The 25,176-nt window shown below is 66.7% G+C and carries 26 protein-coding genes and 1 riboswitch; of the genes, 12 read left to right on the top strand and 14 right to left on the bottom strand.

Annotated elements, in window-relative coordinates:
• Window positions 1-40 precede the first annotated feature (40 nt).
• The 5 genes from FHW97_RS02920 (at window position 41) to FHW97_RS02900 (ending at window position 7,599) form a co-directional block, all read left to right on the top strand.
• Window positions 41-1,561: a tryptophan halogenase family protein gene (locus FHW97_RS02920; RefSeq protein WP_171797927.1), complete on the top strand. Its 1,521-nt coding sequence runs from the start codon at window positions 41-43 to the stop codon at window positions 1,559-1,561.
• Window positions 1,558-3,417: an alpha-amylase family glycosyl hydrolase gene (locus tag FHW97_RS02915; RefSeq protein ID WP_171797926.1), complete on the top strand. Its 1,860-nt coding sequence runs from the start codon at window positions 1,558-1,560 to the stop codon at window positions 3,415-3,417. Before FHW97_RS02920 ends, FHW97_RS02915 begins: the two co-directional genes overlap by 4 nt.
• Complete coding sequence (locus tag FHW97_RS02910) at window positions 3,414-5,039, top strand: alpha-amylase family glycosyl hydrolase (RefSeq protein WP_171797925.1); 1,626 nt, start codon at window positions 3,414-3,416, stop codon at window positions 5,037-5,039. Before FHW97_RS02915 ends, FHW97_RS02910 begins: the two co-directional genes overlap by 4 nt.
• Before the next feature lie 7 nt (window positions 5,040-5,046).
• A complete protein-coding gene (locus tag FHW97_RS02905) occupies window positions 5,047-7,128 on the top strand; it encodes a glycoside hydrolase family 97 protein (protein ID WP_171797924.1) in 2,082 nt (693 codons plus the stop codon).
• 147 nt (window positions 7,129-7,275) lie between these two features.
• Window positions 7,276-7,599, top strand: a complete 324-nt coding sequence (locus FHW97_RS02900; protein ID WP_043611393.1) for a GIY-YIG nuclease family protein — start codon at window positions 7,276-7,278, stop codon at window positions 7,597-7,599.
• 74 nt (window positions 7,600-7,673) lie between these two features.
• Here FHW97_RS02900 and FHW97_RS02895 read toward each other — a convergent pair whose 3' ends face one another.
• On the bottom strand, window positions 7,674-8,117 hold the full coding sequence (locus FHW97_RS02895; RefSeq protein ID WP_168351671.1) for a cytochrome c family protein: 444 nt from the start codon (window positions 8,115-8,117) through the stop codon (window positions 7,674-7,676).
• 187 nt (window positions 8,118-8,304) lie between these two features.
• Complete coding sequence (locus FHW97_RS02890; protein WP_168351670.1) at window positions 8,305-9,288, bottom strand: GAF domain-containing protein; 984 nt, start codon at window positions 9,286-9,288, stop codon at window positions 8,305-8,307.
• Between the two features lie 240 nt (window positions 9,289-9,528).
• Between FHW97_RS02890 and FHW97_RS02885 the strand changes: the two genes are divergently transcribed.
• The gene (locus FHW97_RS02885) at window positions 9,529-10,578 is read left to right on the top strand and encodes an aldo/keto reductase (RefSeq protein WP_171797923.1); all 1,050 of its coding nucleotides are present in this window, start codon (window positions 9,529-9,531) and stop codon (window positions 10,576-10,578) included.
• A gap of 145 nt (window positions 10,579-10,723) precedes the next feature.
• On the opposite strand, the gene FHW97_RS02880 is transcribed toward FHW97_RS02885, so the two are convergent.
• From FHW97_RS02880 to queF, 3 genes are all read right to left on the bottom strand, one after another.
• The gene (locus tag FHW97_RS02880; protein WP_054130878.1) at window positions 10,724-10,906 is read right to left on the bottom strand and encodes a Flp family type IVb pilin; all 183 of its coding nucleotides are present in this window, start codon (window positions 10,904-10,906) and stop codon (window positions 10,724-10,726) included.
• Between the two features lie 238 nt (window positions 10,907-11,144).
• Window positions 11,145-11,327 carry a Flp family type IVb pilin gene (locus FHW97_RS02875; protein WP_022678626.1) on the bottom strand — a complete coding sequence of 61 codons (183 nt, stop codon included), beginning with the start codon at window positions 11,325-11,327 and terminating at the stop codon, window positions 11,145-11,147.
• A gap of 214 nt (window positions 11,328-11,541) precedes the next feature.
• Entirely contained in the window at window positions 11,542-12,021 is a 480-nt protein-coding gene (queF, locus tag FHW97_RS02870) for a preQ(1) synthase (RefSeq protein ID WP_171797922.1), read from the bottom strand.
• Between the two features lie 157 nt (window positions 12,022-12,178).
• Here queF and FHW97_RS02865 point away from each other — a divergent pair, with 157 nt between their 5' ends.
• From FHW97_RS02865 to FHW97_RS02850, 4 genes are all read left to right on the top strand, one after another.
• Window positions 12,179-13,492 (top strand): hypothetical protein, encoded by a 1,314-nt coding sequence (locus FHW97_RS02865; protein ID WP_171797921.1) that lies wholly within the window; start codon window positions 12,179-12,181, stop codon window positions 13,490-13,492.
• A 137-nt stretch (window positions 13,493-13,629) separates the two neighbouring features.
• Complete coding sequence (gene sseA / locus FHW97_RS02860; protein ID WP_022675168.1) at window positions 13,630-14,487, top strand: 3-mercaptopyruvate sulfurtransferase; 858 nt, start codon at window positions 13,630-13,632, stop codon at window positions 14,485-14,487.
• Window positions 14,488-14,582: 95 nt separating this feature from the next.
• Window positions 14,583-15,815 (top strand): cystathionine beta-lyase, encoded by a 1,233-nt coding sequence (metC, locus tag FHW97_RS02855; protein WP_171797920.1) that lies wholly within the window; start codon window positions 14,583-14,585, stop codon window positions 15,813-15,815.
• A complete protein-coding gene (locus tag FHW97_RS02850) occupies window positions 15,812-16,762 on the top strand; it encodes a mechanosensitive ion channel family protein (protein WP_054130568.1) in 951 nt (316 codons plus the stop codon). Before metC ends, FHW97_RS02850 begins: the two co-directional genes overlap by 4 nt.
• On the opposite strand, the gene FHW97_RS02845 is transcribed toward FHW97_RS02850, so the two are convergent.
• The 9 genes from FHW97_RS02845 to FHW97_RS02805 all read right to left on the bottom strand — a co-directional run bounded on the left by FHW97_RS02845 (window position 16,730) and on the right by FHW97_RS02805 (window position 23,935).
• A complete protein-coding gene (locus FHW97_RS02845; RefSeq protein WP_370525282.1) occupies window positions 16,730-18,031 on the bottom strand; it encodes a chloride channel protein in 1,302 nt (433 codons plus the stop codon). The two genes, FHW97_RS02850 and FHW97_RS02845, sit on opposite strands and share 33 nt — an antisense overlap.
• Before the next feature lie 38 nt (window positions 18,032-18,069).
• A riboswitch (Fluoride riboswitch) is annotated at window positions 18,070-18,158 on the bottom strand.
• A 39-nt stretch (window positions 18,159-18,197) separates the two neighbouring features.
• The gene (locus tag FHW97_RS02840) at window positions 18,198-18,530 is read right to left on the bottom strand and encodes a hypothetical protein (RefSeq protein WP_171797690.1); all 333 of its coding nucleotides are present in this window, start codon (window positions 18,528-18,530) and stop codon (window positions 18,198-18,200) included.
• Between the two features lie 423 nt (window positions 18,531-18,953).
• A complete protein-coding gene (locus FHW97_RS02835) occupies window positions 18,954-19,202 on the bottom strand; it encodes a GCG_CRPN prefix-to-repeats domain-containing protein (RefSeq protein ID WP_022677932.1) in 249 nt (82 codons plus the stop codon).
• 97 nt (window positions 19,203-19,299) lie between these two features.
• Window positions 19,300-20,445, bottom strand: coding sequence for a DUF1501 domain-containing protein (locus FHW97_RS02830; protein ID WP_022677933.1), 1,146 nt, complete (start codon window positions 20,443-20,445; stop codon window positions 19,300-19,302).
• Between the two features lie 2 nt (window positions 20,446-20,447).
• Window positions 20,448-21,941 carry a DUF1800 family protein gene (locus FHW97_RS02825; RefSeq protein ID WP_171797919.1) on the bottom strand — a complete coding sequence of 498 codons (1,494 nt, stop codon included), beginning with the start codon at window positions 21,939-21,941 and terminating at the stop codon, window positions 20,448-20,450.
• Window positions 21,942-22,039: 98 nt separating this feature from the next.
• Window positions 22,040-22,477 (bottom strand): periplasmic heavy metal sensor, encoded by a 438-nt coding sequence (locus FHW97_RS02820; protein ID WP_054130572.1) that lies wholly within the window; start codon window positions 22,475-22,477, stop codon window positions 22,040-22,042.
• Window positions 22,474-22,866 (bottom strand): hypothetical protein, encoded by a 393-nt coding sequence (locus FHW97_RS02815; protein ID WP_133726759.1) that lies wholly within the window; start codon window positions 22,864-22,866, stop codon window positions 22,474-22,476. The genes FHW97_RS02820 and FHW97_RS02815 overlap by 4 nt, the downstream gene beginning before the upstream one ends.
• Entirely contained in the window at window positions 22,859-23,416 is a 558-nt protein-coding gene (locus FHW97_RS02810) for an RNA polymerase sigma factor (protein ID WP_107715856.1), read from the bottom strand. Before FHW97_RS02810 ends, FHW97_RS02815 begins: the two co-directional genes overlap by 8 nt.
• A gap of 54 nt (window positions 23,417-23,470) precedes the next feature.
• Window positions 23,471-23,935 (bottom strand): EF-hand domain-containing protein, encoded by a 465-nt coding sequence (locus FHW97_RS02805; protein ID WP_062785319.1) that lies wholly within the window; start codon window positions 23,933-23,935, stop codon window positions 23,471-23,473.
• 167 nt (window positions 23,936-24,102) lie between these two features.
• On the opposite strand from FHW97_RS02805, the gene cobA reads away from it, so the two are divergent.
• Together cobA and FHW97_RS02795 are read left to right on the top strand one after the other, a co-directional pair.
• Window positions 24,103-24,870, top strand: coding sequence for a uroporphyrinogen-III C-methyltransferase (gene cobA / locus FHW97_RS02800; RefSeq protein ID WP_054130575.1), 768 nt, complete (start codon window positions 24,103-24,105; stop codon window positions 24,868-24,870).
• 8 nt (window positions 24,871-24,878) lie between these two features.
• Window positions 24,879-25,175 (top strand): DUF2849 domain-containing protein, encoded by a 297-nt coding sequence (locus FHW97_RS02795; RefSeq protein ID WP_171798193.1) that lies wholly within the window; start codon window positions 24,879-24,881, stop codon window positions 25,173-25,175.
• Window position 25,176 lies beyond the last annotated feature (1 nt).

Genomic DNA, 25,176 nt, shown 5'->3' with positions numbered 1-25,176 from the left:
GTTTGCGCGCCCGATCCTTTCCTGCGGGGGGCACAGGGCCATGGACAGCCAAGTAGCACGGTCGATCACCATTGTTGGCGGTGGCACGGCAGGCTGGATGTGCGCGGCCGCATTGGGCCATTTCCTGGGCGAGAACACCCGCATTACTCTGGTGGAAAGCGACGCGATCGGTACGATCGGCGTGGGCGAGGCCACCATTCCCCAGATCCGCATGTTCAACCAGGCGCTGGGCATCGACGAGACCGATTTCATCCGTGCCACCGGCGCCACGTTCAAACTGGGCATCGAATTTGCCGGCTGGCTGCGCCCCGGGCATAGCTATCTTCACGCCTTTGGCGATGTCGGCCGCGATATTGGCCTGGGCGCCTTCCGCCATTTCTGGTCGCGCGCGCACCGGCTTGGCCTGGCCCGTCCGCTGGGCGATTACAGCGTCAACGATCTGGCCGCCCGCGCCGGCAAGATGCACGATGGCGCGCCGCTGACCAACCGCAACGTGCCGCAGATGCCGCACGCCTTCCATTTCGATGCCGGGCTCTATGCTGCCTATCTGCGCCGCTATGCCCAGGCCAAGGGCGTGATCCGCGAGGAAGGCCTGATCGTGGCGGTCGATCGCGACGGCGCCAGTGGGGATGTCACGGCCGTCCGCCTCGATGATGGCCGCGTGATCGACGGTGAATTGTTCATCGATTGCTCGGGCCTGCGCGCCTTGCTCATCGGCGACACGCTGGGCGTGGGGTTCGATGATTGGTCGCACCTGTTGCCGGCCAACCGCGCCGTGGCGGTGCCCTGCGCCAGCGCTGCGCCGCTCACCCCCTACACCCGTTCCACCGCCCATGCAGTTGGCTGGCAATGGCGCATTCCGTTGCAGCACCGCACCGGCAATGGCCGCGTCTATTGCGATGCGTTCCTGTCAGACGATGAAGCGACGGCTGGCCTGCTTGCCAATCTCGATGGCGCACCGCTCGCTGATCCGCGCGTGATCCGCTTCACCACCGGCTGCCGCCAGCAAGCCTGGTCGCACAATGTCATTGCCATGGGGCTGGCGAGCGGCTTTCTCGAGCCGCTGGAATCCACCTCGATCCATCTGATCCAGTCGATGATCGCCCGGATCATGACGTTCGGCCCGACCTGCCGCCCTGCCACAGCGGTGCGCGACACGTTCAACCGCCAGTTTGCCGACGAGATGGCGCGCATCCGCGATTTCATCGTGCTGCATTACTGGGCCAACCAGCGTGAAGAGCCGTTCTGGCAGGCCTGTCGCAACCTGCCCCTGCCCGCCAGCCTGGCAGAAAAGATCGCCCTGTTCCAAAGCGCGGGCCACCTCTTCCGCGATCAGTCAGACCTGTTCAGCGAAGTGGGCTGGCTCCAGGTCTTGGTCGGCCAGGGCATCATCCCGGCCACCAGCCATGCCCTCGCCGAGGCGGTTTCCGAAGCGGACCTGGCCGGCTGGCTCGATACGCTGCACGCGCTGTTTTCCCGCGAGGTGGCGGCCTATCCCACCCACGCCGACTATATCGCCCGCCATTGCGCGGCGCCTTCCCCCAAAGGACTTGTCGCATGAAAGCCCGCCTTGCCAGTGCCCTTGCCGCGGCCCTGGTCACCACCGCACTCGCCCCGGCCATGGCGGCCCCAGCCCCCGTTCCAGCGGCTTCAGCCGTGGCGGCACGGCCGGCAGCAGGGGAATCGATCTATTTCGTGCTGCCCGATCGCTTTGCCAATGGCGACACCGCCAACGACGCCGGCGGCATTGCCGGCGGGCGCCTCCAGTCGGGCTTCGATCCGGCGGACAAGGGCTTCTACCACGGTGGCGACATCAAGGGCCTGATCGCCAAGCTCGACTATATCAAGGGCATGGGCTTTACCGCGCTGTGGGTTGGCCCGATCTTCAAGAACAAGGCCGTCCAGGGCGCACCGGGGCAAGAGAGCGCAGGCTATCACGGCTATTGGATCACGGATTTCACCCAGGTTGATCCGCACTTCGGCACCAATGCCGAATTTGCCGCGCTGGTGAATGCGGCGCACGCGCACGGCCTCAAGGTCTATATGGATATCGTCGTCAACCACACGGCCGACGTGATCCAGTATCGCGAAGTGCCGCCCGGCACGGCGGCCCCCTATCGCGACAAGGCCAACTATCCCTACAGCCGCAAGGGCGGGTTGGCTGGCCCGGCAATCAATCCCGGCTTTGCCGGTGACAGCGATTCCAGCCCCGCCAATTTCAAGGCGTTGACCGATCCATCCTATGCCTACACCCCGTTCATTCCCAAGGGGGACGAACATGTGAAGGTGCCCGACTGGCTCAACGATCCGATCTATTACCACAACCGCGGTGACAGCACGTTCAGCGGCGAAAACAGCCGCTTTGGCGATTTCAGCGGGCTGGACGATGTGTTCACCGAAAACCCGCGCGTGCGCGCCGGGATGATCGCCATCTATGGTGACTGGATCCGCAAGTTCCACGTCGACGGCTATCGCATCGATACCGCGCGCCATGTCGATCCCGGCTTCTGGCAGGTGTTCATCCCTGCAATGGAAGCCGTCGCGCGGGGCCAGGGCATTCCCAACTTCACCATCTTTGGCGAAGTAGCGCGGGAAAACCCCGACAACGGCTATATCGCCCGCTTCACCCGGCGCGACGGCTATCCCCACGTGCTCGACTTTGCCTTCCACGCCGCCGTGCGCGCCGTGCTGGCGCAGGACAAGGGCACCGATGTCCTGGCCGACCTGTTCGACGGCGACGTGCTCTATGAAGGCGGTGACAAGGCGGCACTGGCCCAGCCGACCTTCATCGACAACCACGATATCGGCCGCTTTGCCTGGCTGGTCGAGCATGATCGCCCCGGCATCGGCCAGGACGAACTGCTGGCCCGCACCGCGCTGGCCCATACCATGCTGCTGACCCTGCGCGGCAGCCCGGTGGTCTATTATGGCGACGAACAGGGCATGATCGGCCACGGCAACGACCAGGCCGCCCGCCAGGACATGTTCGCCAGCAAGGTGGCCAGCTACAACGATCAGCCGCTGCTGAGCACCACGCGCACCACGGCGCAGGACAATTTCAACCCCGCACATCCGCTCTACACGCTGATCGCCCGGCTCAACGCGCTGCGCGCCGCACACCCGGCCCTGGCGCGGGGGGCACAGTTGACGCGCAGCTATGGTGAAAAGCCGGGGCTGTTCAGCGTATCGCGGTTCGATCCTGTAACGGGCGCCGAATATCTCATCGCCTTCAACACCTCTGGCCAGCCGATCAAGGCGGCCAGCACGATCGGCACCAGTGCCCAGCGGCTGGAAAGCCTGCTTGGCCAATGCCCGGCCATGGTGGCCGCGCCCGGCTCGATCGTGCTTGACTTGCCCGCATACGGCAGCGCTGTCTGCCGCGTCCTTTCCTCTTCTTCTCCTAAGCAAGGCCAATGACCCAGCATACGCCCCCGTCTTCCGCCCAAGACCTGCCCTGGTGGCACGGCGCGGCGATCTACCAGATCTATCCGCGCAGTTTTGCCGATTCCAACGGCGATGGGGTGGGCGATCTGGCCGGCATCACCGCCCGGCTCGAGCACGTTGCGCGGCTGGGCGCCGATGCGATCTGGATCTCACCGTTCTTCAAGTCGCCGATGCGCGATTTCGGCTATGACGTCTCGGACTATTGCGATGTCGATCCGGTGTTCGGCACGCTCGCCGATTTCGATGCGCTGGTCGCGCGCGCGCACGAGCTGGGCCTCAAGGTCACGATCGACCAGGTCTATGCCCACACGTCTGACCTGCACCCGTGGTTTGTGGAAAGCCGGCAAAGCCGCGACAATCCCTATGCCGATTGGTATGTCTGGGCCGATCCCAAGCCCGATGGCTCGCCCCCGTCGAACTGGCAATCGGTGTTCGGTGGCCCGGCCTGGCGCTGGGACGCACGACGCTGCCAGTATTACCTGCACAATTTCCTGGCCGAGCAGCCGCAGATCAACGCGCACAACCCCGCCGTGCAGGAAGCATTGCTAGGGGTGATGAAGTTCTGGCTTGATCGCGGGGTCGATGGCTTCCGCATCGATGCGCTCAACTTCCTGATGCACGACCCCACGCTGCGCGACAATCCGCCCGCGCCAGACGATGGCCGCCGCCGCACCCGCCCGTTCGATTACCAGCTCAAGATCTACAACCAGTCGCACCCCGGCATCATCACGTTCATCGAGCGACTGCGCAGCCTGTGCAACAGCTATGGCGCGGTGTTCACGGTGGCCGAGGTGGGCGGTGATCTCGCCGAAACCGAGATGAAGGAATACACCGCCGGATCCGCGCGCCTGAACAGCGCCTATGGCTTTGATTTCCTCTATGCCCCGCAGATCACGCCGGTGATGGTGCGCGATGTGCTGGCCAAGTGGCCCGATGAGCCGGGCATCGGCTGGCCGAGCTGGGCCTTTGAAAACCACGATGCGCCGCGCGCCCTGTCGCGCTGGGCCACGCCCGAGGCACGCGATGCCTATGCCCGGATGAAGGCCGTGCTGTTTGCCGCCCTGCGCGGCAACATCATCGTCTATCAGGGCGAAGAACTGGGCCTCACGCAAGTGGATATCCCGTTCGAGCAGTTGCAAGATCCCGAAGCGATCGCCAACTGGCCGCTCACGCTGTCGCGCGATGGCGCCCGCACGCCGCTGCCCTGGCAGGCGCAAAGCGCGATGGGCGGCTTTACCGCCGGCCCTGCCCCCTGGCTGCCTCTGGGCGAGGAGAACCTCGCGCGCGCAGTCGATCGGCAAGAAGCTGATCCGTCATCGCTGCTGGCGCTCACCACCCGCCTGCTGCACCTGCGCCGGCAAAGCCCCGCCCTGCGCCACGGCAGCTTTGCCGTGCTGCACGCCGATGCCAGCCTGCTCGTGGCGCGACGCCAGTTTGCCGGCCAGTCGCTGCTGGTGGTGATCAACATGAGCAACCAGCCCGTCGCCTGGCCGCAGGATTTGGCCCAGGAGGGCACCGTGCTGGTCGCCGAAAACGATGCGAGCCTGGGCTATCTGCCCGGCTTTGCCGCCCTGATTATCGAAGAGAGGATCTGACCCCCCAATGTCCGTTCTCACCCGTCTTGCAGCGCCGCTGGCGCTGACCCTCGCGTGCGCCCCGCTGCCGGCGCTGGCCCAGATCGCCACTGTTCCCGGCGCGGTCAACGATGGCCCGATCACCGCCGCATCGCCCGATGGCAGCCTGGTGCTGACCGTGGCGATCGATGGCGATGGCCGCCCCACCTACAGCCTGTCGCGCAAGGGCAAGCTCCTGATCGGCGCGTCCTCGCTCGGTTTCATCCTCACCGACGGCCCCACCATGGTGCGCGGCAACCACATCATCGGCAGCGAAGCCAGCAAGCCCGCGCCCAGCACCTGGGAACAGCCCTGGGGCGAGCGCCGCTTCGTCACCGACAACCACACCGAGCTGCTGGTCAAGTTCAAGCAGGTGCCCGAATGGGGCGGCCGCGAAATGAACGTGCGCTTCCGCCTGTTCAACGACGGCTTTGGCCTGCGCTATGAACTGCCCACCCAGGCTGCGATGACGACGATGAAGATCGCCGACGAGCTGACCGAGTTCAACCTGGCGCAGAACGGCACGGCCTGGTGGATTCCCGGTGGCGAGTGGAATCGCTATGAACAGGTCTATCAAAAGACCCCGATCGATGGCGTTTCCACCGCCCACACCCCGATCACCATGAAGCTGGCCGATGGCACGCACCTGGCGTTCCACGAAGCCGCGCTGGTCGATTATTCGGCGATGTGGTTCAAGCGGATCGACGGCACCAGCTTCCGCTCCACCCTGTCGCCCAATCCGGGCGGGCCCAAAGTCACACGTGACCTGCCGTTCAACACCCCCTGGCGCACGATCCGCATTGCCGACAACGCCGCCGGCCTTGTCGAAAACGATCTGGAGCTGAACCTCAACGAACCCAACAAGCTGGGCGATGTCAGCTGGGTCAAGCCGATGAAGTATATCGGCATCTGGTGGGGCATGATCCGCGGCGACTGGACCTGGGCGGAAGGGCCCAACCACGGCGCCACCACGGCCCGCACCAAGCAATACATCGATTTCGCCGCCAAGAACGGCTTTGGCGGCGTGCTGGTCGAAGGCTGGGACAAGGGTTGGAACGGCAACTGGTTCGGCAATGGCAAGGATTTCAGCTATACCCAGGCGACGCCCGATTTCGATATCAAGGCGGTTACCGACTATGCCCGCAAGAAGGGCGTGGAGCTGATCGGCCACCACGAAACCGGCGGCAACATCGCCAATTACGAGGCGCAGCTTGATGATGCGATGAAGATGTATGCCGCGCTCGGCGTCCATTCGGTCAAGACCGGCTATGTGGCGGACGCCGGCGGTATCCGCGCCCCCGGCGCCACGCCCGATACCTATGCCATGGCCTATCACGATGGCCAGCGGCAGGTGGAACACCACCTGAAGGTGGTGGAAACGGCCGCCAAGTATCACATCGCCATCGATGCCCACGAACCGGTCAAGGATACCGGCCTGCGCCGCACCTATCCCAACTGGATCGACCGCGAAGGCGCGCGCGGCATGGAATACAACGCCTGGGGCCAGTTCGCCAACGGGCCGAGCCATGAGCCGACGCTGGTCTATACCCGCATGCTCTCAGGCCCGATGGACTTCACGCCGGGCGTACTGAGCCTGGAAGGCGCCAAGCACGCGCCGCTGGCGTCCACCCTTGCCAAGCAGCTTGGCCTGTACCTGGCGATCTATTCGCCGATCCAGATGGCCGCCGATTTCATCGAAACGCTGGCCGCCCATCCCAAGGAACTGGCCTTCATCCGCCAGGTGCCGGCCGATTGGTCGGAAAGCCACCTGATCGCCGGCGAAGTGGGCGAATACGCGATCTTCGCGCGCAAGGACCGCAAGAGCGACGACTGGTACGCCGGCGGCGTCAACGATGCCACCGCGCGCACCGTGACGCTGCATTTCGACATGCTCGATCCCGGCAAGACCTATACCGCCACGATCTACAAGGACGGCGAAGGCGCGACCTATGAAACCGACGCGCGCCACAAGATCGCCTATGACACCAAGACCGTGAAAAAGGGCGACACCCTCGACCTGTGGCTGGCGCCGGGCGGCGGCGCCGCCATCCGCCTGCATCCGGGCAAGTAAACGCCGCACAAAAAGCCCTCTCCCTTTCGGGGGAAAGGGTTGGGTGTGGGGATGCTGGGCGCAGAGTTTGAAGACGGGCACCCGTCGCCCCGTGCTTGACACGGGGCTTGGCTTTCCTTGCCGCCTTGCGTTTGGCATGCTGGCAAAATGGACAAGGGCGGCTGGGTCTATATCATGGCAAACCGCTATCGCGGCGGCATGTATGTCGGTGTCACATCGGATCTGATCCGGCGGGTGGCGCAGCATCGCGATGGTTTCGGCTCGATCCACGTCGGCGACTTTGGCAAGACAAGGCTGGTCTATGCCGAGCGCCACGCGGAAATCGAGCCCGCGATTGCCCGCGAGAAGCTGGTCAAGAAATGGCGTCGGGAATGGAAGTTCGCCTTGATCGAGGCGAACAATCCCGATTGGCTGGATCTCTGGGACCAATGGTATCCTGGGGCAGCGCCGCAGGGCGAGACCGCAAAGTAGCCAGGCCCCGTGTCAAGCACGGGGCGACGAGAAATGCTGGGTGCATACAGCCGTGCTGTCGTGCAAAGAGTGCGTTAGCGCCCCTGAGACCGCAGATAGGCAATCACGTCTGCGCGGTTGAGCGGGTCGGAAATCCCCCCGAACATCATCGCGGTATGCGGCACCACCGCCTGCGGGTTCTTCAGCCAGGCATCGAGCGTGGCAGCGTCCCACTTGCCGCCGGCATCGCGCAACGCGGCGGAATAGCCAAAGCTGGGGCGGTTTCGGCCCATTTGCTGGCCATAGACGCCATGCAGGTTGGGCCCGGCCATGTCCGGCGCGCCGGCATCAAATGTATGGCAGGCCTTGCACGCAGCGGCCTTGCGATCCCCGATCTGCGGATCGGCCACGTTCATCAGCGCGGCCAGCGATGGGTTGGGGCCTGCCTTGGCCAGGCGGGCATCGTGGGTCTTGTCCCCGCCGCAGGCAGAAACGGCAAGCGCAGCAAGCGCGACGGCAACAAGGCGGGTGCGGATCATGGCGATCGTCTAGTCAGCGCAGGTGCACGGCACGATATGGCAATTTGTCCCGCGTCGGGCAGTTGCACAAATTGCATTGCACGCGGCGACGCCCCAAAAAAACTGCACAAGGCAGCGTCCACCGCACACCAAATGGCCAGCACAGCGCGGTGGAACTGCGTTCGACAGCGGCGCGAGACGCGATTCGTCAGTGGCGCAGCGACAGGCCGACTCGCTCCATTCGGCGATAGAACGTGGCGCGGCCGATGCCGAGCAGGCGCGCGGCGCTGCTCACGTTGCCGCCGGCCCGTGCCAGCGCCTGGCGCAGCACCGCGCGATCGCCGTCGTCAAAGCTGGCGGGCTGGCCATCGCCGAGGAACTCACCCAGAGGACGCGGGCAGATCGCCGTGCCCGAACCCAGGCGGAAATGCTGCCGCGCTGCCCGTGTGGCACCGATAACCAGATCGTCGCGGTCCACCGCCAGCAGGGCATGCCCGCGGGCGGTCGGATCGGTGCCGGCCAGCACGATGCGGGCATCGGCATAGCGGCGACAGAACAGGTCGCGCTCGATATGGCGGGCGGCGTCCTGCACCAGCGCGGCGATCAGCGCGGCCATCGCGCGATCATGGTCGCCGCGCGCCGATGAGATGTCGAGCGCGGCGATAAGCCGCCCCTCGGCATCGAAAATCGGCGCATCCATGCAGCTTACGCCCACGTTGCGGCTGGCAAAGTGCTCGTCACGGTGGATCGTCACGGCGCGACCCTCCACCAGGCAGGTGCCGATGCCATTGGTGCCCTGCGCCGCCTCGGCCCACGATGCACCGGGCGCCAGGCCCAGTTCCTCGAACCGGCTGGCGTCAGCATCACCCGCGCGCCAATCCAGCACCACGCCGCCGGTATCGGCAATCAGCACGCAGGCGCCCGCCAAGCCCACGCTGCCGAACAGCCGATCGAGCACGGGCGCTGCCACGGCCAGCAGTTCGCCATTGCCGGCGCGCAGGGCCTTGAGTTCGGCCCCGCCCAACCGCTCTGCCACGCTGCGCGGCGCAGCCGGATCAAGCCCATGGTGCAGCGCCGATCGGCACCATGATGCCGCCACCGCCGAAACCGCCGCGCGCGAGGATTGCACCGCATTCAACACCCGTGCGGCGTGATCGGGATCGGGATCGAGACTGGGTTGCAAAACGGCCATGGCCTGTGCCTCTCCATCGGCTGTGGCGCCGCATCGTGGTGCGCCTGCTGCAGACGCGGGCCGGCGCCGGCGTTTGTGCGGCATGGCTCCTCGTGCGGCGGTTTTATCTGGCTCCATTGCTTCCATTTGCAAGGCATTTTGGTCCTTGCCCATTGGCCATTCGGCCGATGAAAAATCCTCATGTGCATTTGCGCAATTCATCGGCAAGAAGGCGCAAGCCGCAACGAATGGAGCAATCCCTTGCAAACCCGCAAACTTGGCACGACCGGCCTTGATGTCAGCCTGATCTGCCTGGGCACGATGACCTATGGGTCGCAGAATACGGAAGCAGAGGCGCACGCGCAGCTCGATTACGCGATCGATCATGGTGTCAATTTCATCGACACGGCCGAAGCCTATCCGGTCACGCCATTCCACAACGACACCATCGGCCGCACCGAGGAATATATCGGCAGCTGGCTGACCCAGCCCGGCAAGCGAGAGAAGGTGATCTTGGCCACCAAGGTCGCTGGCCCGGCGCGCGACATGGTGCGCAAGTTCCGTGGCGGCGACAACAAGCTCGATCGCCGCAATATCCTCTCGGCGATCGACGGCAGCCTGGCACGCCTGCGCACCGACCATATCGATCTCTACCAGGTCCACTGGCCCGAACGCCATGTGCCGATGTTCGGCGCGCGCGGGCTGGCGCAGGTGGAGGACCGAGAGGATCTCACCCCGATCGAGGAAACGCTCGATACGCTGGGCGAACTGGTCAAGGCCGGCAAAGTGCGCCACATCGGTGTGTCGAACGAAACGGCATGGGGTGTGGGTGAGTATCTTCGTCTCTCGCGCGACAAGGGCCTGCCGCGCGTGGCCTCGATCCAGAATGCCTACAACCTGGTCAATCGCCTGTTCGAAGGCAGCCTGGCCGAAGTGGCGCTGCGCGAAAACGTGCCGCTGCTGGCCTATTCGCCGCTGGCAGCGGGCAATCTCACCGGCAAGTATCTGGGCGGGGTGATTCCCCCTGGATCGCGGCGCGACGTGGCCAACCAGTTCACCCGCTACGACACGCTCAATGCCAACGCTGCGATCGCGCGCTATGTCGCCATCGCCCATGCCTTTGGCCTCGATCCCGCCACCCTGGCGCTGGCCTATGTCAACAGCCGCCCGTTCGTGGCAGCGAACATCATTGGCGCCACCACGCCGGAACAGCTGGCGCTGGCCGTGGCCAGTGCCGATGTGACGCTGCCGCCCGAAGCACTGGCCGCGATCGAGGCGGTGCACGCCGTGCTGCCCGATCCCTGCCCGTGACACAAAAAGAAAGGGGGGCGTTTCCGCCCCCCTTTCCCTCTACCGTGGATGGTCTGCGCCCCGATCGCTGGCGACCGTCGCAGACCTGGGGACCGCCCCGGCCGCCGCATCGGCGTGGCCCGGGCGATCGCGCCAGGATCAAGCCTTAGAGCTTGCCGTCCGAAGCGTTGTTCATGTCGTTCGACACGAGGTTGAAAGTGTTGCCAAGCGAGTTGCCCAGCGCGCCCATGGCGGTGATGGCGGCAACAGCGATGAGAGCAGCGATCAGGCCGTATTCGATGGCGGTGGCGCCTTCGGTGTCCTTGATGAGCTTGCGGAAGAAGGTCATGTCCAAGTCTCCTGTTTGAGTAACCCCGCTGCTCTTTTGGCAAACTCCCCCTAACCAATGGTAAATGGCCTACGCATTTTTGCGTAGCTGAACCGGCCGAAACACTAACTTTCGGTCAGTAATAGCCTTAATTTTTTGAAAAGGGGTTGCCGGCCACGCAGGCAGCACAGCCTGTGCACGGTTACCCCAAACCGTGCACAGGCCTGGCCCGGCCGATCACGGCCGTTCCGCTGGCGCCTTAGAGGTGACCGTCAGAGGCGTTGTTCATGTCGTTCGACACGAAATTGAACGTGTTGGACAGCGAGTTGCCGAGCGTCCCCATGGCGGTGATCGCGGCAACGGAGATGAGGGCGGCAATCAGGCCATATTCGATGGCGGTGGCGCCTTCGGTGTCGGTAATCAGCTGGCGGAAAAAGGTCATATCCAAGTCTCCTGTTTCCGGCCCCCTGCCGCGTTTTTGGCAAAAGCATCCTAAGCAATGGTAAATGATTGTCGCAACCTGCTGTATCCGTGCGGATAAAACCACTTCAACCTGACATTTTGATGGTTAACGGGTCCCGCGCGTGACAGTCATGCAAAACAAAAGGGGCCGAATCGCCCCTTTTGCGTCCATCCGTGGCAAGGCGCCTGTGTCTTCAGCCGCGCCCGCGATAGCCCGACACGCCCTGGTCGGGCAGCCACAGGGCTGCGGGCGGCGGGCCGGATTGCCAGAACACATCGATCGGAATGCCGCCGCGCGGATACCAGTAACCGCCGATGCGCAGCCACTGCGGCTTCATCTCGTCGAACAGGCGCTGGCCAATGCCCACGGTCACGTCTTCATGAAAGCCGTTATGGTTGCGGAACGCACCGAGGAAAAGCTTGAGCGACTTGGATTCGACGATGGTTTCGCCCGGCGCATAGTCGATCACCAGGTGGGCAAAATCGGGCTGGCCGGTGACCGGGCACAGCGAGGTGAATTCCGGCGCGGCAAACCGCACGAGATAGAGCGTGCCGGCACGCGGATTGGGCACATAGTCCAGCACCGCTTCCTCGGGCGATGCCGGCAGGGCGCTGGTCTGGCCCAGGTGCAGCGGGGCCGGATGGCCGGAAGCCGGACGATGGGGATCTGACATGGCGGGAAAATCCTTTCTGTTGCGCGCGCCATGCACCGAAACCCGGCGATGACGCAACCCGGCGGCTTGCGCCCGCCCGTTCAGGCACTATTCAACGCCATCCGGCCGTATCCGGCCAGTGCGACACATCATGAAACGAGGCAGTTCAGGCCAGGCCATGCGCGGCATTTTCCTCTCACGTTCATCGGCAACCGGATCACCGCGCGCCGCCCTGCTGGCATCGGCCCTATCGGCATCGGCCCTGGTCATCGCGGCACCGGCTGCTTTGGTCCCGGCACAGGCCCAGGCCCAAACGGCGGCGCCTACGGGCCAACCGGCCACCCCCCAGCCGATTACCCCGGCCGTGCCCGCGCCCACGCTGCCCACGCTCAATTCTCCCAGCCCTGCCCCGGTGATCAAGCCGGCGGCCCCGGCGGGATCGAACCTGCTGCCCACAGCGCCAACCACCGCGCCCACAGTCATCACCCTGCCACAGGCCAAGCCCAGCCGCGCCGCGGCCACGCCCGCGCGCCGGCCTGCCACACGCGCAGAAACCCCGGCGGCAGCGCCAGCACCAGCCCCCCGCCTCGTCCCCCTGCCCCAGGACACCGCAACGCCCAGCGCCACGCCGTCTCCCGTAGCCAGCCCGACGCCCGATCTGCCGCCAGCAACCCCGCTGCCCGATGCCAGCACCACCAGCGAACCGCCGCCGCTTGCCAGCGGCACGCCCGCACCGGACACCGGCGCAAGCAGCAGCGAAAACGCCTGGTGGCCCTGGGCCGCCGGGATCGCCGCGCTGGCCGTGGTGATCGTGCTGTTTGCCCGGCGCCGGCGCCGCGCGGCCGACACCACGGCGCCCGAACCGGTAATCGAGGCACCAGTGCCGGTTGCGCCGCCGCCCGCGCCTTATCGCCCAGCGCCGCGTCCCGCGCCGGCGGCGCCGGTGGAAATGCCGCCCAGCGATCTTGCCGCTACTGGCCTGCCGCGCGGGCTGGATGTGGCGCTTCACGCTGACCGCCTCAGCGCCACGCTGGTCAATGCCACGCTGTCATGCCGGCTGGTGCTGACCAACCATGCGCCCCACGCGCTGACCGACCTCGCCCTGTCGGGCGACATGACCTCGGCCCATGCCTCGCGCCCGATGGACGAGCAACTGGGTCTGGCCGGGCCGGAACTGCCGCCGCTGCGCACGATTGCCCGGCTCGAGCCGGGCCAGAGCGTGACGGTACCGGCCGAAATGCGCCTGCCGCTGTCCACCATCCTGACGATTCGCGCCGGCGCCGCGCAGTTGTTCGTGCCGATCGTGCGCGCTGGCGTCTGGGCCACGCGCGAGGACGATGGCGGCGCGGCCCATGCCCATGCCGCGTTCCTGGTCGGCCAGCCGGCCGCGCCGGGCGATCCGGCCGCGCGGCTGCAACCCTTTCGCCTCGATCAGGGGCCACGCGTATTCGAAACGCTCGATCAGCGGCCCATGCCCCTGCCTGCGCTGTGAGAGGCTGCGGCGAAAAGTGAAACGAAACGGGGCGTCGATTGGCTATTTTTGCAATCGACGCCATCGCCCCGCAGGATTAAGTTCAGCGTCCAAAATCAACCCGCGCCAGACGGGTCGCACGCAGGCAGGAGAAATTCATGGAACCGCTGGTCTCCACCCAATGGCTCGCCAACGAGATGGGTGCGAGCGATCTGCGCATCGTCGATGCCAGTTGCTTTTTGCCCGAACACAAGCGCGATGCCGCGCTGGAGTATGAGGCGTGCCACATTCCTGGCACTGTCTTCATGGATCTGGGCAACTTGGTGGACAACGCCACCGGCCTGCCCAACACGCTGCCCCCGGCGGAAAAATTCGCCAGCCGCATGCAAAGCCTGGGCCTGGGCGATGGCAGCCGCATCGTGCTTTACGATGACAGCCCGATTAAATCGTCCACCCGCGCCTGGTTTCTGCTGACACTGTTCGGCGCGCAGAACGTGGCGCTGCTCGATGGCGGGATCGCCAAGTGGAAGGCCGAAGGGCGCCCCTGCGCGCAAGGGCGCGAAACCCTGCGTCACCGCCATTTCACCGCGTGGAGCGACCTGAGCGCGCTGCGTTCCAAGGCGCAAGTGCTCGACAACCTGTCCAGCCATGCCGAACAGCTGGTCGATGCGCGCGGCGCCGGCCGCTTTACCGGCGATGTCAAGGAAACCAACCCGGCGCTGGCCAGCGGCCACATTCCCGGCGCGCGCAACGTGCCCTATGCCAGCCTGTTCGCTGCTGATGGCACCTGGAAAAAGCCCGATGGCCTGCGCGCCGCCTTTGCCGACGCCGGAGTCGATCTCGATCGCCCGGTCATCGCCAGCTGCGGTTCGGGGATGACGGCCAATGTCGTGATCTTTGCCCTGCACCTGCTCGGCAAGACCGACGTGGCGCTATATGATGGCAGCTGGAGCGAATGGGGCGCCGATCCCGCCACGCCCAAGGAAACCGGCCCGGCCACCTGCCTGGTAGATTGACCGGCGTAGATTGATCGCGTTGCATTGATCTGCCGGGCGCGGCGCATCTGTTTGCAGGCTTTCGGAATGGGCGCATCTGTGCTTTGCACGCGGGCATGACTGCCCCTTCCGACAAGCCGCTCAAGACCGCCACCCGCATCGTTGCCGCCGGGCGCCGGCCGGAATGGACCGGCACGCCCGGCCAGCCCGGCGCGGTCGTCAACCCGCCGGTGTGGCGCGCCAGCACGCACCTCTATCCCGATATGGCTGCCCTGCGCAGCCACCCCGGCAACGCCGATGGGCATTTCTATTACGGCCGGCGCGGTGCGCCCACGCAATGGGCCCTGGCCGAGGCACTGACCAGCCTGGAACCGGGCGCCGAGGGCGGCGGCACTGTGCTTTATCCCTCGGGCGTCAGCGCGATCTGCGGCGCGCTGCTCACCGTGCTGCGGCCCGGCGATACGCTGCTGCTGACCGACAATGCCTATGAGCCCAGCCGCGCCATGGCGCGCGGCCTGCTGGCCGATTTCGGCGTGAAGACGATCTGGTTCGATCCCATGGACACCGCCGCCTTTGCCGCGCTGTGCCCCGGCGCCAAGGCCGTGCTGCTGGAAGCGCCAGGCAGCCTGACCATGGAAGTGCCCGACATGCCCGCGCTGATCGGCGCGGCCAAGGCGCAGGGGCTGGCTGTGCTGGTGGACAACACCTGGGCCTCTCCCTTGGGCTTTGCCCCGCTGGCCCATGGCGCGGAAATCAGCATCATGTCGCTGACCAAGCACGTCAGCGGCCATTCCGACGTGGTGATGGGCAGCGCAACGGCCAGCGCGCACTGGTATGGCAAGCTGCGCCTGCGCAGCCAGAACCTGGGCCTGGTCGTTTCGCCAGACGATGCCGCGATCATGCTGCGCGGCCTGCGCACCATGGCGCTGCGCCTCGATGCTGCCACCTCCGCCGCGCTGCGCGTGGCACAGTGGCTGGATACCCGGCCCGAAGTGGCGCGCGTGCTATGCCCGATGCTGCCGGGATCGCCAGGCCACGAACACTGGCGCCGCGATTTCACCGGCGGCTGCGGGCTGTTCAGCTTCGTGCTCAAGGGCGGCACGGCCAAGGCGCGCGATGCCTTGATCGATGCGCTGGCCCTGTTCGGCATCGGCTACAGCTTTGGCGGGTTCGAAAGCCTGGCCACGCCCGTCGATCCCGCCGCGATCCGCACCGCCAGCCCCTGGCCCCGGCCCGACATGGACGCTGCCGATCGCTTTGCCGTGCGCCTGGCTATCGGGCTGGAAGATGCCGACGACCTGATTGCCGATCTCGAACAGGCGCTGGCCGCCTGGGCGGCAGTACGATGAGCAGCTGGGTCAGCCACAAGACGCATCGCCAGGTCGGTGATTTCCTCCAGTCGCTCGACGATCTCGGGTTTGACGTGGGGCACTATCACATCTCGGTGTTCAACGCCGGCAAGATGGTGCTGGTGGTCTTTGCCATGTTCATGCTGGCCCGGCTGGGCAGCCGGCTGGCCCGCTATTTCTTTGCCCGCGCCACCAGTCTCGATCCGGTGCAGCAGGTCTTGGGCGAAAAGATCGTCTCGCTCATGGTCTGGGCGCTGGCGTTCTTCATGGGCATCGACCTATTGGGGATCAATTTCACCGCGCTGACGGTGTTTTCCGGCGCCTTTGGCCTGGCCATCGGCTTTGGCCTGCAGAAGACGTTCGGCAACCTGATTGCCGGGCTAATCCTGCTGATGGACCGCTCGATCAAGCCCGGAGACGTCATCGCGATCAACGATGGCAAGGGCAGCACCGTGGGCCAGGTGCGCAAGATCGGCATCCGTGCGGTATCGGTGGCTACGCGCGACAACCGCGAATACCTGATTCCCAACGAAATCCTCATGACCACGCAGGTCGAAAACTGGTCCTATTCCAACACCCAGATCGTTCTGACCATTCCAGTCAGCGTGGCCTATGGCACCGATATCGACATGGCGGAAAAGCTGATGCTGCAGGCCGCCCGCGCCGCGCCGCGCGTGCTGAGCGATCCCGGGCCATCGGTGGCGATGACCGCGCTGGGTGCCAGCGGCATCGACATGGCGATCTATGTGACGATCGAAGACCCGCAGGATGGCACCGGCAACGTGCGCAGCCAGGTGCTGCGCGCGTTGTGGCAGCTGTTCCAGGAACACGGCGTGGAAGTGCCCTATCCACAGCAGGAGGTGCGCCTGCGCGATACGGCCGGCCTGCGCGCGGTGCTGGGCGCCGGCCCGGCGTCAGAGCCAGACGTGCCGCACCGCCCGCAGTGATGCCCCGCCGCTGCGGCGCGGCCACTTGGGCCGGGCGATCCGCTGCGACAGATAGATGCCGCCATGACCCGAGGCGAGATAGCCCGCCACACACGCCACGATCAGCGCCGGGGCGGCATCGATCCCGAAGAGTTCCAGGCCCATCACCGCGCAGGCCACCGGCGTGTTGGCCGCCGCGCCGAACAGCGCCACCATGCCCACTGCGGCCGCGAGCGGCACCGGCAGGCCCAGCACGAGCGAGAGCGCACTGCCCAGACCGGCGCCGATGAAGAACAGCGGGGTCACTTCCCCACCCTTGAACCCGGCGCTGAGCGTGGCAACGGTGAACACCAGCTTGATCAGCCAGCTCCACTGATCAGGGCCAGCCACGAAAAAGCCCGGCAGCGTGGGCGCGCCGGGATGGGCCGACAGCACACCCAACCCGAGATAGTCCTGCGTGCCGAACGCAAACGTCAAGCCGATGACCAGCACGCCGCCGATCACCGGCCGCGCCAGCGGATTGGCAACGAAACGCTTGTAGAGATCGGCCACGCCGTGGTTCGCCTCGGCAAACAGGCGCGCGACCACGCCGCTGGCAAGACCGAGCAGCGCGGCCTTGGCCAGCAGCGCGGCAAACCCCGCCAGATCGGTCTGTGGCAGGCTGATGTGGGGATAGAGCGTGTGGTGCGCACCCCACAGCCGGCAGCCGAAATCACCCACCAGCGCCGCCACCAGGCACGGCACCAGTGCTGCCAGGTCGAGCCCGCCCAGCGCCAGCACCTCGATCGCGAAGACCGCACCGGCCAGCGGCGTGCCGAACACCGCGCCAAAGCCGGCCGCCACCCCGCCCATCAGCAGCAGGCGCCGGGCCTTGCCGGCCAGGCCCAGGCGATCGACCAGGCCATGCGCCAGGCTGCCGCCCAGTTGCACTGCGGTGCCTTCACGCCCGGCCGATCCGCCGAACAAGTGCGTGGCCACCGTGCCGATCAGCACGAGCGGCGCCATGGCCAGTGGCACCCCGCCGCCGGGCTCGTGAATTTCATCGAGGATCAGGTTGTTGCCGCCCTCTGCCCGCGCGCCAAAGCGGCGATAGAGCCAGGCCACGGCAAGGCCACACAGCGGCAGGCCATAAAGCAGCCAGGGCGCGGCAAAGCGCAGCCGCGTGACCGCATCAAGCGACCAGAGAAAGCCGGCGCAAGCCGTGCCCACCGCCAGCGCCATGGCCAGAAGTGCCAGCACAAAGCGGATGCGGGCCGGCGTGACGAATGAACGGGTGAAAAAAGCGCGCACGATTCCTCCTGTTGCATGTGCCCGGTCGGGCAGCTTGGTTTCAGGTAGGAATCATCAGCCCTGACGCCGTTTGGCGCGGCAGGCGGTTCGGCAAAATGCCCGGCGGAAATCCATCGCCTTGCCCGCGCCTATGCCGTGCGCGGCGGGTTCCGTCAAGATTGCGGAATTACGCCCCGCCCACGGCGCCGCGCACGTCGACCTGGCCGCCGTTGTTGATGATGCGGCCGCCGACCAGGCCCTTGACCGTCACGCGGGCACCCTGCTCCACGATCAGGTCTCCGCCGATCATCCCGGCGATGGTGACATCGGCACCCGCCGCGACAGTAGCATTGCCGCCGATCATGCCGCGAAACGTGCGTTTGCCTTCCAGGCGATAATCGCCGCCAATGGTGGTGTCGTTCGCCGCTGCATCGCGCGTGCCATCATGGTGGCAGCCGGCCAGCGCGCCGCCCATGGCCATCAGCAAAGCCAGCGGCAGGGCATGGCGGGGAACGAACATCAGCGCGGTTTCCTTGGGTCAGCGTAAAGAAGCACCCTGCCCAGAACGTCCGATCGATACACCGGGCGTTCGATCAACCGCTGCCCTCACCCGATAGACGCCGCAGCCGGGGCAAGAGTAATACCAACCTGCACGGTTTCCAACCCATGAGGACGCCTTCTGGCGGCCTTTGGCAAGGCGCATCCGCCGGCGTGATGTGGGGCATCATGCCAAGGATGCAACGCAGTCCGAAGGTCGCCAGAAGGCGCCCGCAGGGTTGCGCTCCCCCGTCCGCTGGACTTTGTCGCGACCTTGCAACGATGCGCCCACATCGCCGCTGCGGCCGCTCCTTGCCAGCGAACGGGGGAGCGCAATCCTCATGGGTTGGAAACCGTGCAGGTTGGTATAAGTCGGCAGGGGCCATCAAGGCCCCTGCCGCGATCATCACCAGCGGTGACCCCAGCCACGATGCCAGTAATGGTGGTATCCCCAATAGGGACGACCACCCCAATAGCCATGGCCGTAATAGCCGCCAAAGACCGGGCGTTCGACCACGACCGTGCGCCCCATGGGATAGCAGCGGCCATCATAGGCGCGATACCATCCGCCACCACAACCATCGCGCGCCATCGCCGGCGCCGCAGTGGCGAGTGCAGCCGTGGCGATCGCCACGCTCAGCAGGATCTTTTTCATATCGACCTCACTTATCGTTGCTGCAGGCTGTTCATCCTTGCCTGACATTACTTGAACGATGGCGGCCGGTGTTTCCGTCTGTCGGTTCGTCGCAAATTTAGACCAACAAGCCAGTCATCGGCCGTGGCGCGCCGGCCAGCGGAAACAGGCGCCGCGCCACTTGCGCCGGATCGAGCGCGAGGCTTTCGGCGGCAACGCCGGCCAGCAGCGCGTCAAGCTGGCTGGTGGGTGCCAGATCGCGCCCTTCATAGAGCTGGCCATTGCCCAGCCCCGGCCAATCGGCCACCACGCGCCCGCCTTTGACGCCGCCGCCCAGCACCCAGGCGACCGACGCCGTGCCATGATCGGTGCCGCCCGTGCCATTGGCCGCGGCAGTGCGGCCAAACTCGGTGGCGACCAGCACGGTGGTTTGCGCCCAGGCCGGGCCCATCCCGTCGCGCAGCGCCGCCAGCAGCGTATCGAGCCCGCGCAGCTGCGTGGCCAGCCGGCCGTCCTGCCCGCTGTGGGTATCCCATCCTTCGGTTTCCAGCATGGCGATGCGCGGGCCGTGCGGCTTGGTCAGGAACGTGGCGGTCAGCTTGCCCAGCGAGGCGGGGTCTTGCCGCGCGCCGCTGCCCTGGGCGAGTTTGCGGGTATCGAGCGCCGCGCTCCAGGCTGCCTGCAATTGCCGGTCTGGCGCATAGAGCGCGCCCACCCGCGTCATCAGATCGTCGGTCGGGCCGGGCAGCCCCGACGGCGCATAGGATGTAACCTGCACCGGCCCGCGCAGCGCTGGCGGCACGGTGGACGCGATCGCGATCGCCGCATCGCTCGCGCGGGGCAGCATGGCCACCAGGCGATTGAGCCAGCCATCGCGTGCCTGGTAGGGCTGGCTGCCTCCGGTCTCCAGCACGTTTTGCCCATCGAAATGCGAGCGGTCGCGATAGGGCGAGGCCACCGCATGCACAAACAGCGCCTGGCCACGGGCATACATCGCCGCCGTTTCCTTGAGCGCGGGATGCAGGGCAAAGGTGCCGTCCAGCCGCGTCGCCGCCGCCGGATCGATCGCCAGCGCGCCACGCAGCCGGGCATAGCCGGGATCGGCATAGGGCACGACGATGTTGAGGCCATCGGCCGCACCACGCTGGATCACGAAGACAAAGCGGCGTTCGGTCTCGGCTGCAGCCAGGACCATGCCCGGTGCCACGAGCAGGCTGCCGGCAGCACCGCCGGCAAGGTGAAGAAAGTTTCGGCGATGGAGCATGGTTACCTCCGCAGGAAATCGGGCGAAACGAGCATCAGCGCCAGCGCGCTGGCCGGGCTTTCGGCATGGGCGATCTGTTCGGCCGTTGCCGCAGACAGCCCGCCGGGCAGCACTTGCGGCGCACGCTGGCGGGCATCGATCTGCGCGGCGCGGGGGCCAGCCAAGCGCTGGGCAAATTCCACCCGCCGCATCAGCGCATCAGGCGCGATCCAGCTGGCGGCCGTATCGTCCCACCCGGCGGGAGAGCCCGGCTTCCACACCGGCTGGCCCAGTTGCTGGGTGATCGTGGCCACCTGCAGCGTGCCGATGTCTCCCACCCCCAGCGCGCGCAACGACGATATCGTCCACTCCCACGGGGTCTTGGCCTTGAGCGGGCGCGGCTCCCACGGTTCGGGGCTGGCCACCAGCGCGCGATAGAGCGTGGGCAGATCGCCCCGGCTGCGGGCAAAGGCATCGGCCAACCGATCGACCAGCGCCTGGGGCGGTACGTCGCCGGCAAAATGGCGGGCAAGCTTGGTGGCGACATGGCTGGCCGTGGCCGGCGCATGGGCCAGATCGACCAGCACGGCCCGCGCCTGGTCCACCCCGCCCTGGGCATAGGTCTTGCCCACGATCGTGCGGGTACCAGGTTCATGCTGTTGCGGATGGAACGCGAAATCGCCCGGCGCATCATCGTTGATGCCGCCCACGGTCCACCCCGTCAGCGCGCGGGCAAATTCGGTGACGTCGGCCTGGCTATAGCCGCTGCGCACGCCCAGGGTGTGCAGTTCCATGATCTCGCGCGCCAGGTTCTCGTTCAACCCGCGCTGACGATCGGCGCCACCCTTGGCGCGCGCCCGCAGCGCCGCCGGGCTATTGGGCCCGATCGACTGGTTCTGGTTGAGATAGAGCAGCATCGCCGGGTGGCGCTCCACCGCCAGCAACATGTCTTCGAACCGGCCCAGCACATGGGGGCGAATGGCATCGCGTTCGAACGAGGCGGCCAGCGCGGTGACCGGCAGGTTGTCGACCGACACGCAGAAATGGTTGGACCAGAAATGCACCAGCCGCTCCACGAACGGCGCCTGCGTTTCCAGCGCGCTTTGCGCCCGCGCCTGCACGCCCTGGCGATAGAGCGCGTGGATATCCTCGCCCAGATCGCGGCGGGCCTGCTTCTGCTCTGGCGTGCGCGCCGGCTTTCCCGCCACCGGCACCGTGGCCGCCATAACCGGGCCAGCCGGCAGCGGGGTGGTGGCTGCGGTAACAGGTGCAGGCGGCGGCGTAGCGGCACGGGCCTGGCGCAAGGCGCGCTGTTGTTCCTGATACGCGGAAAGCAGCGCGCGGGCATCGGCCAGCGCCGCCCAGGCCGGCGGCGTGACATCGAAATGATCGAACTGCGCGATCAACCAGCCGTGCGGATCGGCGAGTGCCGCCGCGCTTGCGGCATCGGGCGTGGCGCCCAGGCCAAAACGGTTGAGCGCGATTGCGGCAGGAGACAGGGGTTGTTCCGAGACCATGGCAAAGCCCTTTGAAACGGAAACCCTTTTTTCCGTTCCTTCGTCGCGGGCTTGAACGCAGCGACCGGCCGATTCCGTCGCTGGCGATGTAACGCAGCTTATTTCCCGCTCTTGGGCTCCAGCCGATCGGCGATACGGTTGCGATCTGCCTGCGGCAGGCCGGCCACATAGGGCACCACCTGCATTTCCACGTGGGCGCGCACCATGGCATCGCCCGCGCGCAGGCGTTCAAGCTGGGCCAGCAGGGCCGGCTGATCCACCACCGGCGCGCGCAACAACGCGGCGATCTGGCGGCGCAGCGCGCGGTTGCCATCCACCTGCGGGCGCACCTCTGCCCGCGCCTGGCGCACCACCTGGCGCAGGCCACGGCGCTGTTCGGGCGCGAGTTCCGCCCCCGGCACGCGCAAGGCGCCCATGCCGATCGCGGGATGCTGGTTGTGCATGCTCCACCAAGCCGCACCCGCGCCCGCTAGCAGAAAGGCGTTGAGCAGGATCGAGCCGGCCAGCAGCACACGCAGGCGCGGGGATGCCTTCATCCTTCTTCCCCCGCGCTTTCAAACACGCTGGCGTCCAGCCGTGGCGCCACGCGCTCTGGCCCGATCACCACGGCAGCGCCGAGCCCGGCCACGGCCCCGGCCAGCACCGTGCCCACGCCGATGGCCGACCACCACAGCCGCGCCCGCACGATCCAGCCGCGCCGCCGCCGTGCCACCATGCGCTGGCGCAAGGCCGGCGTGGGTGGCGCCACCGTCCAGGCAGCCAGTTTAAAGTCCAGCGCCTCGGCCTGGGCCAGCGCTTGCGCACAAGCGGGATCGGCTGCAGCCAGGTGCCAGCCCGCGGTACGCAGCTCTGCGGGCCAGCGGTCGATCCCGCCATAGGCCTGCGCCAGCGCGGCAAAGCGCTCCGGGCTCATCGGTTCAGTCATGATCGGCCCCTTCCTCTTGCGCAAAGCGCTGCCGCAACGCGCGGCGGCCGCGCGACAGCAGGCTTTCCAATGCCTCCACGCTCACCCCCAGCACGGCGGCCGCCTCGATATTGCCCAGTTCCTGGTAATGGACCAGCACGATGGCTTCGCGCTGACGCTCGGGCAAGGCCGCCACCGCATCGGCCACCGCGCGCGACTGAGCTTGCGCGGCCAGCGCCGCATCGGCCAGCGGCGCGGTATCGGCCTGCTCGGGCGGCTCTGCCACCACCACGCCGCGCCGCCGCCGCATCCGATCGCGACACAGGTTGAGCGTGACGAGATGCAGCCAGGTATCGAACCGCGCCTGCCCCGGCCGCCACCGCCCTGCCTGTCGCCAGGCCCGCACGAACACTTCCTGCGCCACGTCCTCGGCCTCGTGCCGATCGTGCAGCAGGCGGCTCGCCAGGGCCAGCAGGCGCGGCAGCTTGGCCCCGACGAACTGGCGCACCGCGCCATCCTCGCCCTGGGCCATCCGCGCCAGCAATGCGGCGTCGGGATCTGCCTCGCTCAAGCCAGGGCCTCGCAGGCCAGCGTCCCGAAGATGGTGGGCACGGCGGCATCAGCCTCAGGACGGGTTTTGCTGCCCGTCACCCTGCATGCCGTGGTCGCCCATGCCTTCCTGGCCACCGGCACCACCGCGCATGCCGCCACCCCGCATGCCTTCACCCGGCCGCATGCGCTCGTCTGGCGTCAACACGCCATCGCCATTGCGGTCCATGCGGTTGAAGCGCTCGGTCAGGCCAGCGGTGATTTCCGCCTTGTCGAGATAGCCATCGCCATTGCTGTCCATCCGCGTGAACTGCCGGTCGGGGTCGCCCCGGCCGGCCATCATCGCGGTCAGTTCCGCCTTGCTCACGCGGCCATCGCCGTCGGTATCGGCGGCCATGATCCGCCCCATCTGCCGCGCGACAAAGGCATCGCGGGTCACGCCCTGGCCAGCAGGTGGCGGGGATTGGGTGGTGTCCTGCGCCAAGGCCGGCATCGCCGGGGTGAGCGCCAGGAACAGGGATGCCAAGCCAAGTGTTTTCATAAGACCTCCATCGAGCCTGGCCCTTTAACGGGGCATGACGCGAATTCCGTCGCACCCCGCTGCAAATGCCGAAGAGGAAGCAAGAATGTTCGCGCTAAAGCTGACCTAGCCCCCGCCCAATCGATTCTCGCTGGCACGATGGCGCCGCTGCGCCCACATGCCCCAGCATGAGTCATGCCCCCCTCCCCGGAACCGTGTTTCTGGTCGGCGCCGGCCCCGGTGATCCCGACCTGCTCACGCTGCGCGCCGCGCGCCTGCTGATGAAGGCCAAGGTCGTGGTGCACGATGGCCTGGTCGATCCGGCCGTGCTGGCCATGGCCCCGCGCGGCGCCCGCTTCGTGTCGGTGGCCAAGCAGCGCGCGCGCCACACCATGCGGCAGGAAGACATCAACGCCCTGCTGGTGGCAGAGGCACTGGCCGGGCACGATGTCGTGCGCCTCAAGGGCGGCGATCCGTTCATTTTCGGACGCGGCGGGGAAGAGGCAGAGGCCTGCCACGCCGCCGGCGTGCCGGTGCAGGTGGTGCCTGGGGTCAGCGCCGCACTGGGCGCAGCCGCTTCGGCACAGATCCCGCTGACCCATCGCGAGAATGCCTCGATCGTCTCGTTCGTGGCCGGGCAGTGCAAGGGCCTGTCGGATCAGAACTGGGCGGGCCTGGCTGGCGTTGGCCGCACCCTGGTGATCTACATGGGCGTGGCCACAGCCGCCGCCATCGCCGAAAAGCTGATGGCCGATGGCCTGGCCCCGACGATGCCGGTGGCGGTGATCGAAAATGCCTCGCGCCCGCAGATGCGCGTGGTAAGGGGCGCGCTGGCGGGGCTGGCCGACCTGGTCGAGCGCGAACGCATCAAGAGTCCGGCACTGATCGTCATCGGCGAAGTGACCGCACGGGGAGACATCATGGAATTGCAAGCGGTTGTGGAGGCAGCCCGATGAGCGAGAAGATCAAGATCATCACGGGCAACGACTTGCGCACGGGTGACGTGATCTGGTGGACCGGCGAAGGCTGGTCGCGCCATGTCGACAATGCCGTGGCGGTAACCCAAGATGCCGACGCGATCATCGCCCGCGAAAACGCCAAGCAGGTGGTGACCGACACGCACGTGATCGATGCAGTGGCCGCCGACGGCGCGGTACGCCCGGCCCACATCAAGGACCGCATCCGCGCGCTGGGGCCCACCGTGCGCCTCGATCTTTCGCTCAAGCCTGCCGATCCGCAGGCCGGCAGCTGGGTAATCTGAC

The sequence above is a fragment of the Novosphingobium sp. SG754 genome, from assembly GCF_013149315.1.
GTDB classification, from domain to species: Bacteria; Pseudomonadota; Alphaproteobacteria; order Sphingomonadales; family Sphingomonadaceae; genus Novosphingobium; species Novosphingobium capsulatum.
This window is presented reverse-complemented; position numbering and strand designations above follow the sequence as displayed.

What these genes read in the sequence shown, in the direction of transcription:
- FHW97_RS02920 (WP_171797927.1), top strand. Translation starts at nt 41, where the DNA reads ATGGACAGCCAAGTAGCACGGTCGATCACCATTGTTGGCGGTGGCACG.
- FHW97_RS02915 (WP_171797926.1), top strand. Translation starts at nt 1,558, where the DNA reads ATGAAAGCCCGCCTTGCCAGTGCCCTTGCCGCGGCCCTGGTCACCACC.
- FHW97_RS02910 (WP_171797925.1), top strand. Translation starts at nt 3,414, where the DNA reads ATGACCCAGCATACGCCCCCGTCTTCCGCCCAAGACCTGCCCTGGTGG.
- FHW97_RS02905 (WP_171797924.1), top strand. Translation starts at nt 5,047, where the DNA reads ATGTCCGTTCTCACCCGTCTTGCAGCGCCGCTGGCGCTGACCCTCGCG.
- FHW97_RS02900 (WP_043611393.1), top strand. Translation starts at nt 7,276, where the DNA reads ATGGACAAGGGCGGCTGGGTCTATATCATGGCAAACCGCTATCGCGGC.
- FHW97_RS02895 (WP_168351671.1), bottom strand. Translation starts at nt 8,117, where the DNA reads ATGATCCGCACCCGCCTTGTTGCCGTCGCGCTTGCTGCGCTTGCCGTT.
- FHW97_RS02890 (WP_168351670.1), bottom strand. Translation starts at nt 9,288, where the DNA reads ATGGCCGTTTTGCAACCCAGTCTCGATCCCGATCCCGATCACGCCGCA.
- FHW97_RS02880 (WP_054130878.1), bottom strand. Translation starts at nt 10,906, where the DNA reads ATGACCTTCTTCCGCAAGCTCATCAAGGACACCGAAGGCGCCACCGCC.
- FHW97_RS02875 (WP_022678626.1), bottom strand. Translation starts at nt 11,327, where the DNA reads ATGACCTTTTTCCGCCAGCTGATTACCGACACCGAAGGCGCCACCGCC.
- queF (WP_171797922.1), bottom strand. Translation starts at nt 12,021, where the DNA reads ATGTCAGATCCCCATCGTCCGGCTTCCGGCCATCCGGCCCCGCTGCAC.
- FHW97_RS02865 (WP_171797921.1), top strand. Translation starts at nt 12,179, where the DNA reads ATGCGCGGCATTTTCCTCTCACGTTCATCGGCAACCGGATCACCGCGC.
- sseA (WP_022675168.1), top strand. Translation starts at nt 13,630, where the DNA reads ATGGAACCGCTGGTCTCCACCCAATGGCTCGCCAACGAGATGGGTGCG.
- metC (WP_171797920.1), top strand. Translation starts at nt 14,583, where the DNA reads ATGACTGCCCCTTCCGACAAGCCGCTCAAGACCGCCACCCGCATCGTT.
- FHW97_RS02850 (WP_054130568.1), top strand. Translation starts at nt 15,812, where the DNA reads ATGAGCAGCTGGGTCAGCCACAAGACGCATCGCCAGGTCGGTGATTTC.
- FHW97_RS02840 (WP_171797690.1), bottom strand. Translation starts at nt 18,530, where the DNA reads ATGTTCGTTCCCCGCCATGCCCTGCCGCTGGCTTTGCTGATGGCCATG.
- FHW97_RS02835 (WP_022677932.1), bottom strand. Translation starts at nt 19,202, where the DNA reads ATGAAAAAGATCCTGCTGAGCGTGGCGATCGCCACGGCTGCACTCGCC.
- FHW97_RS02830 (WP_022677933.1), bottom strand. Translation starts at nt 20,445, where the DNA reads ATGCTCCATCGCCGAAACTTTCTTCACCTTGCCGGCGGTGCTGCCGGC.
- FHW97_RS02825 (WP_171797919.1), bottom strand. Translation starts at nt 21,941, where the DNA reads ATGGTCTCGGAACAACCCCTGTCTCCTGCCGCAATCGCGCTCAACCGT.
- FHW97_RS02820 (WP_054130572.1), bottom strand. Translation starts at nt 22,477, where the DNA reads ATGAAGGCATCCCCGCGCCTGCGTGTGCTGCTGGCCGGCTCGATCCTG.
- FHW97_RS02815 (WP_133726759.1), bottom strand. Translation starts at nt 22,866, where the DNA reads ATGACTGAACCGATGAGCCCGGAGCGCTTTGCCGCGCTGGCGCAGGCC.
- FHW97_RS02805 (WP_062785319.1), bottom strand. Translation starts at nt 23,935, where the DNA reads ATGAAAACACTTGGCTTGGCATCCCTGTTCCTGGCGCTCACCCCGGCG.
- cobA (WP_054130575.1), top strand. Translation starts at nt 24,103, where the DNA reads ATGAGTCATGCCCCCCTCCCCGGAACCGTGTTTCTGGTCGGCGCCGGC.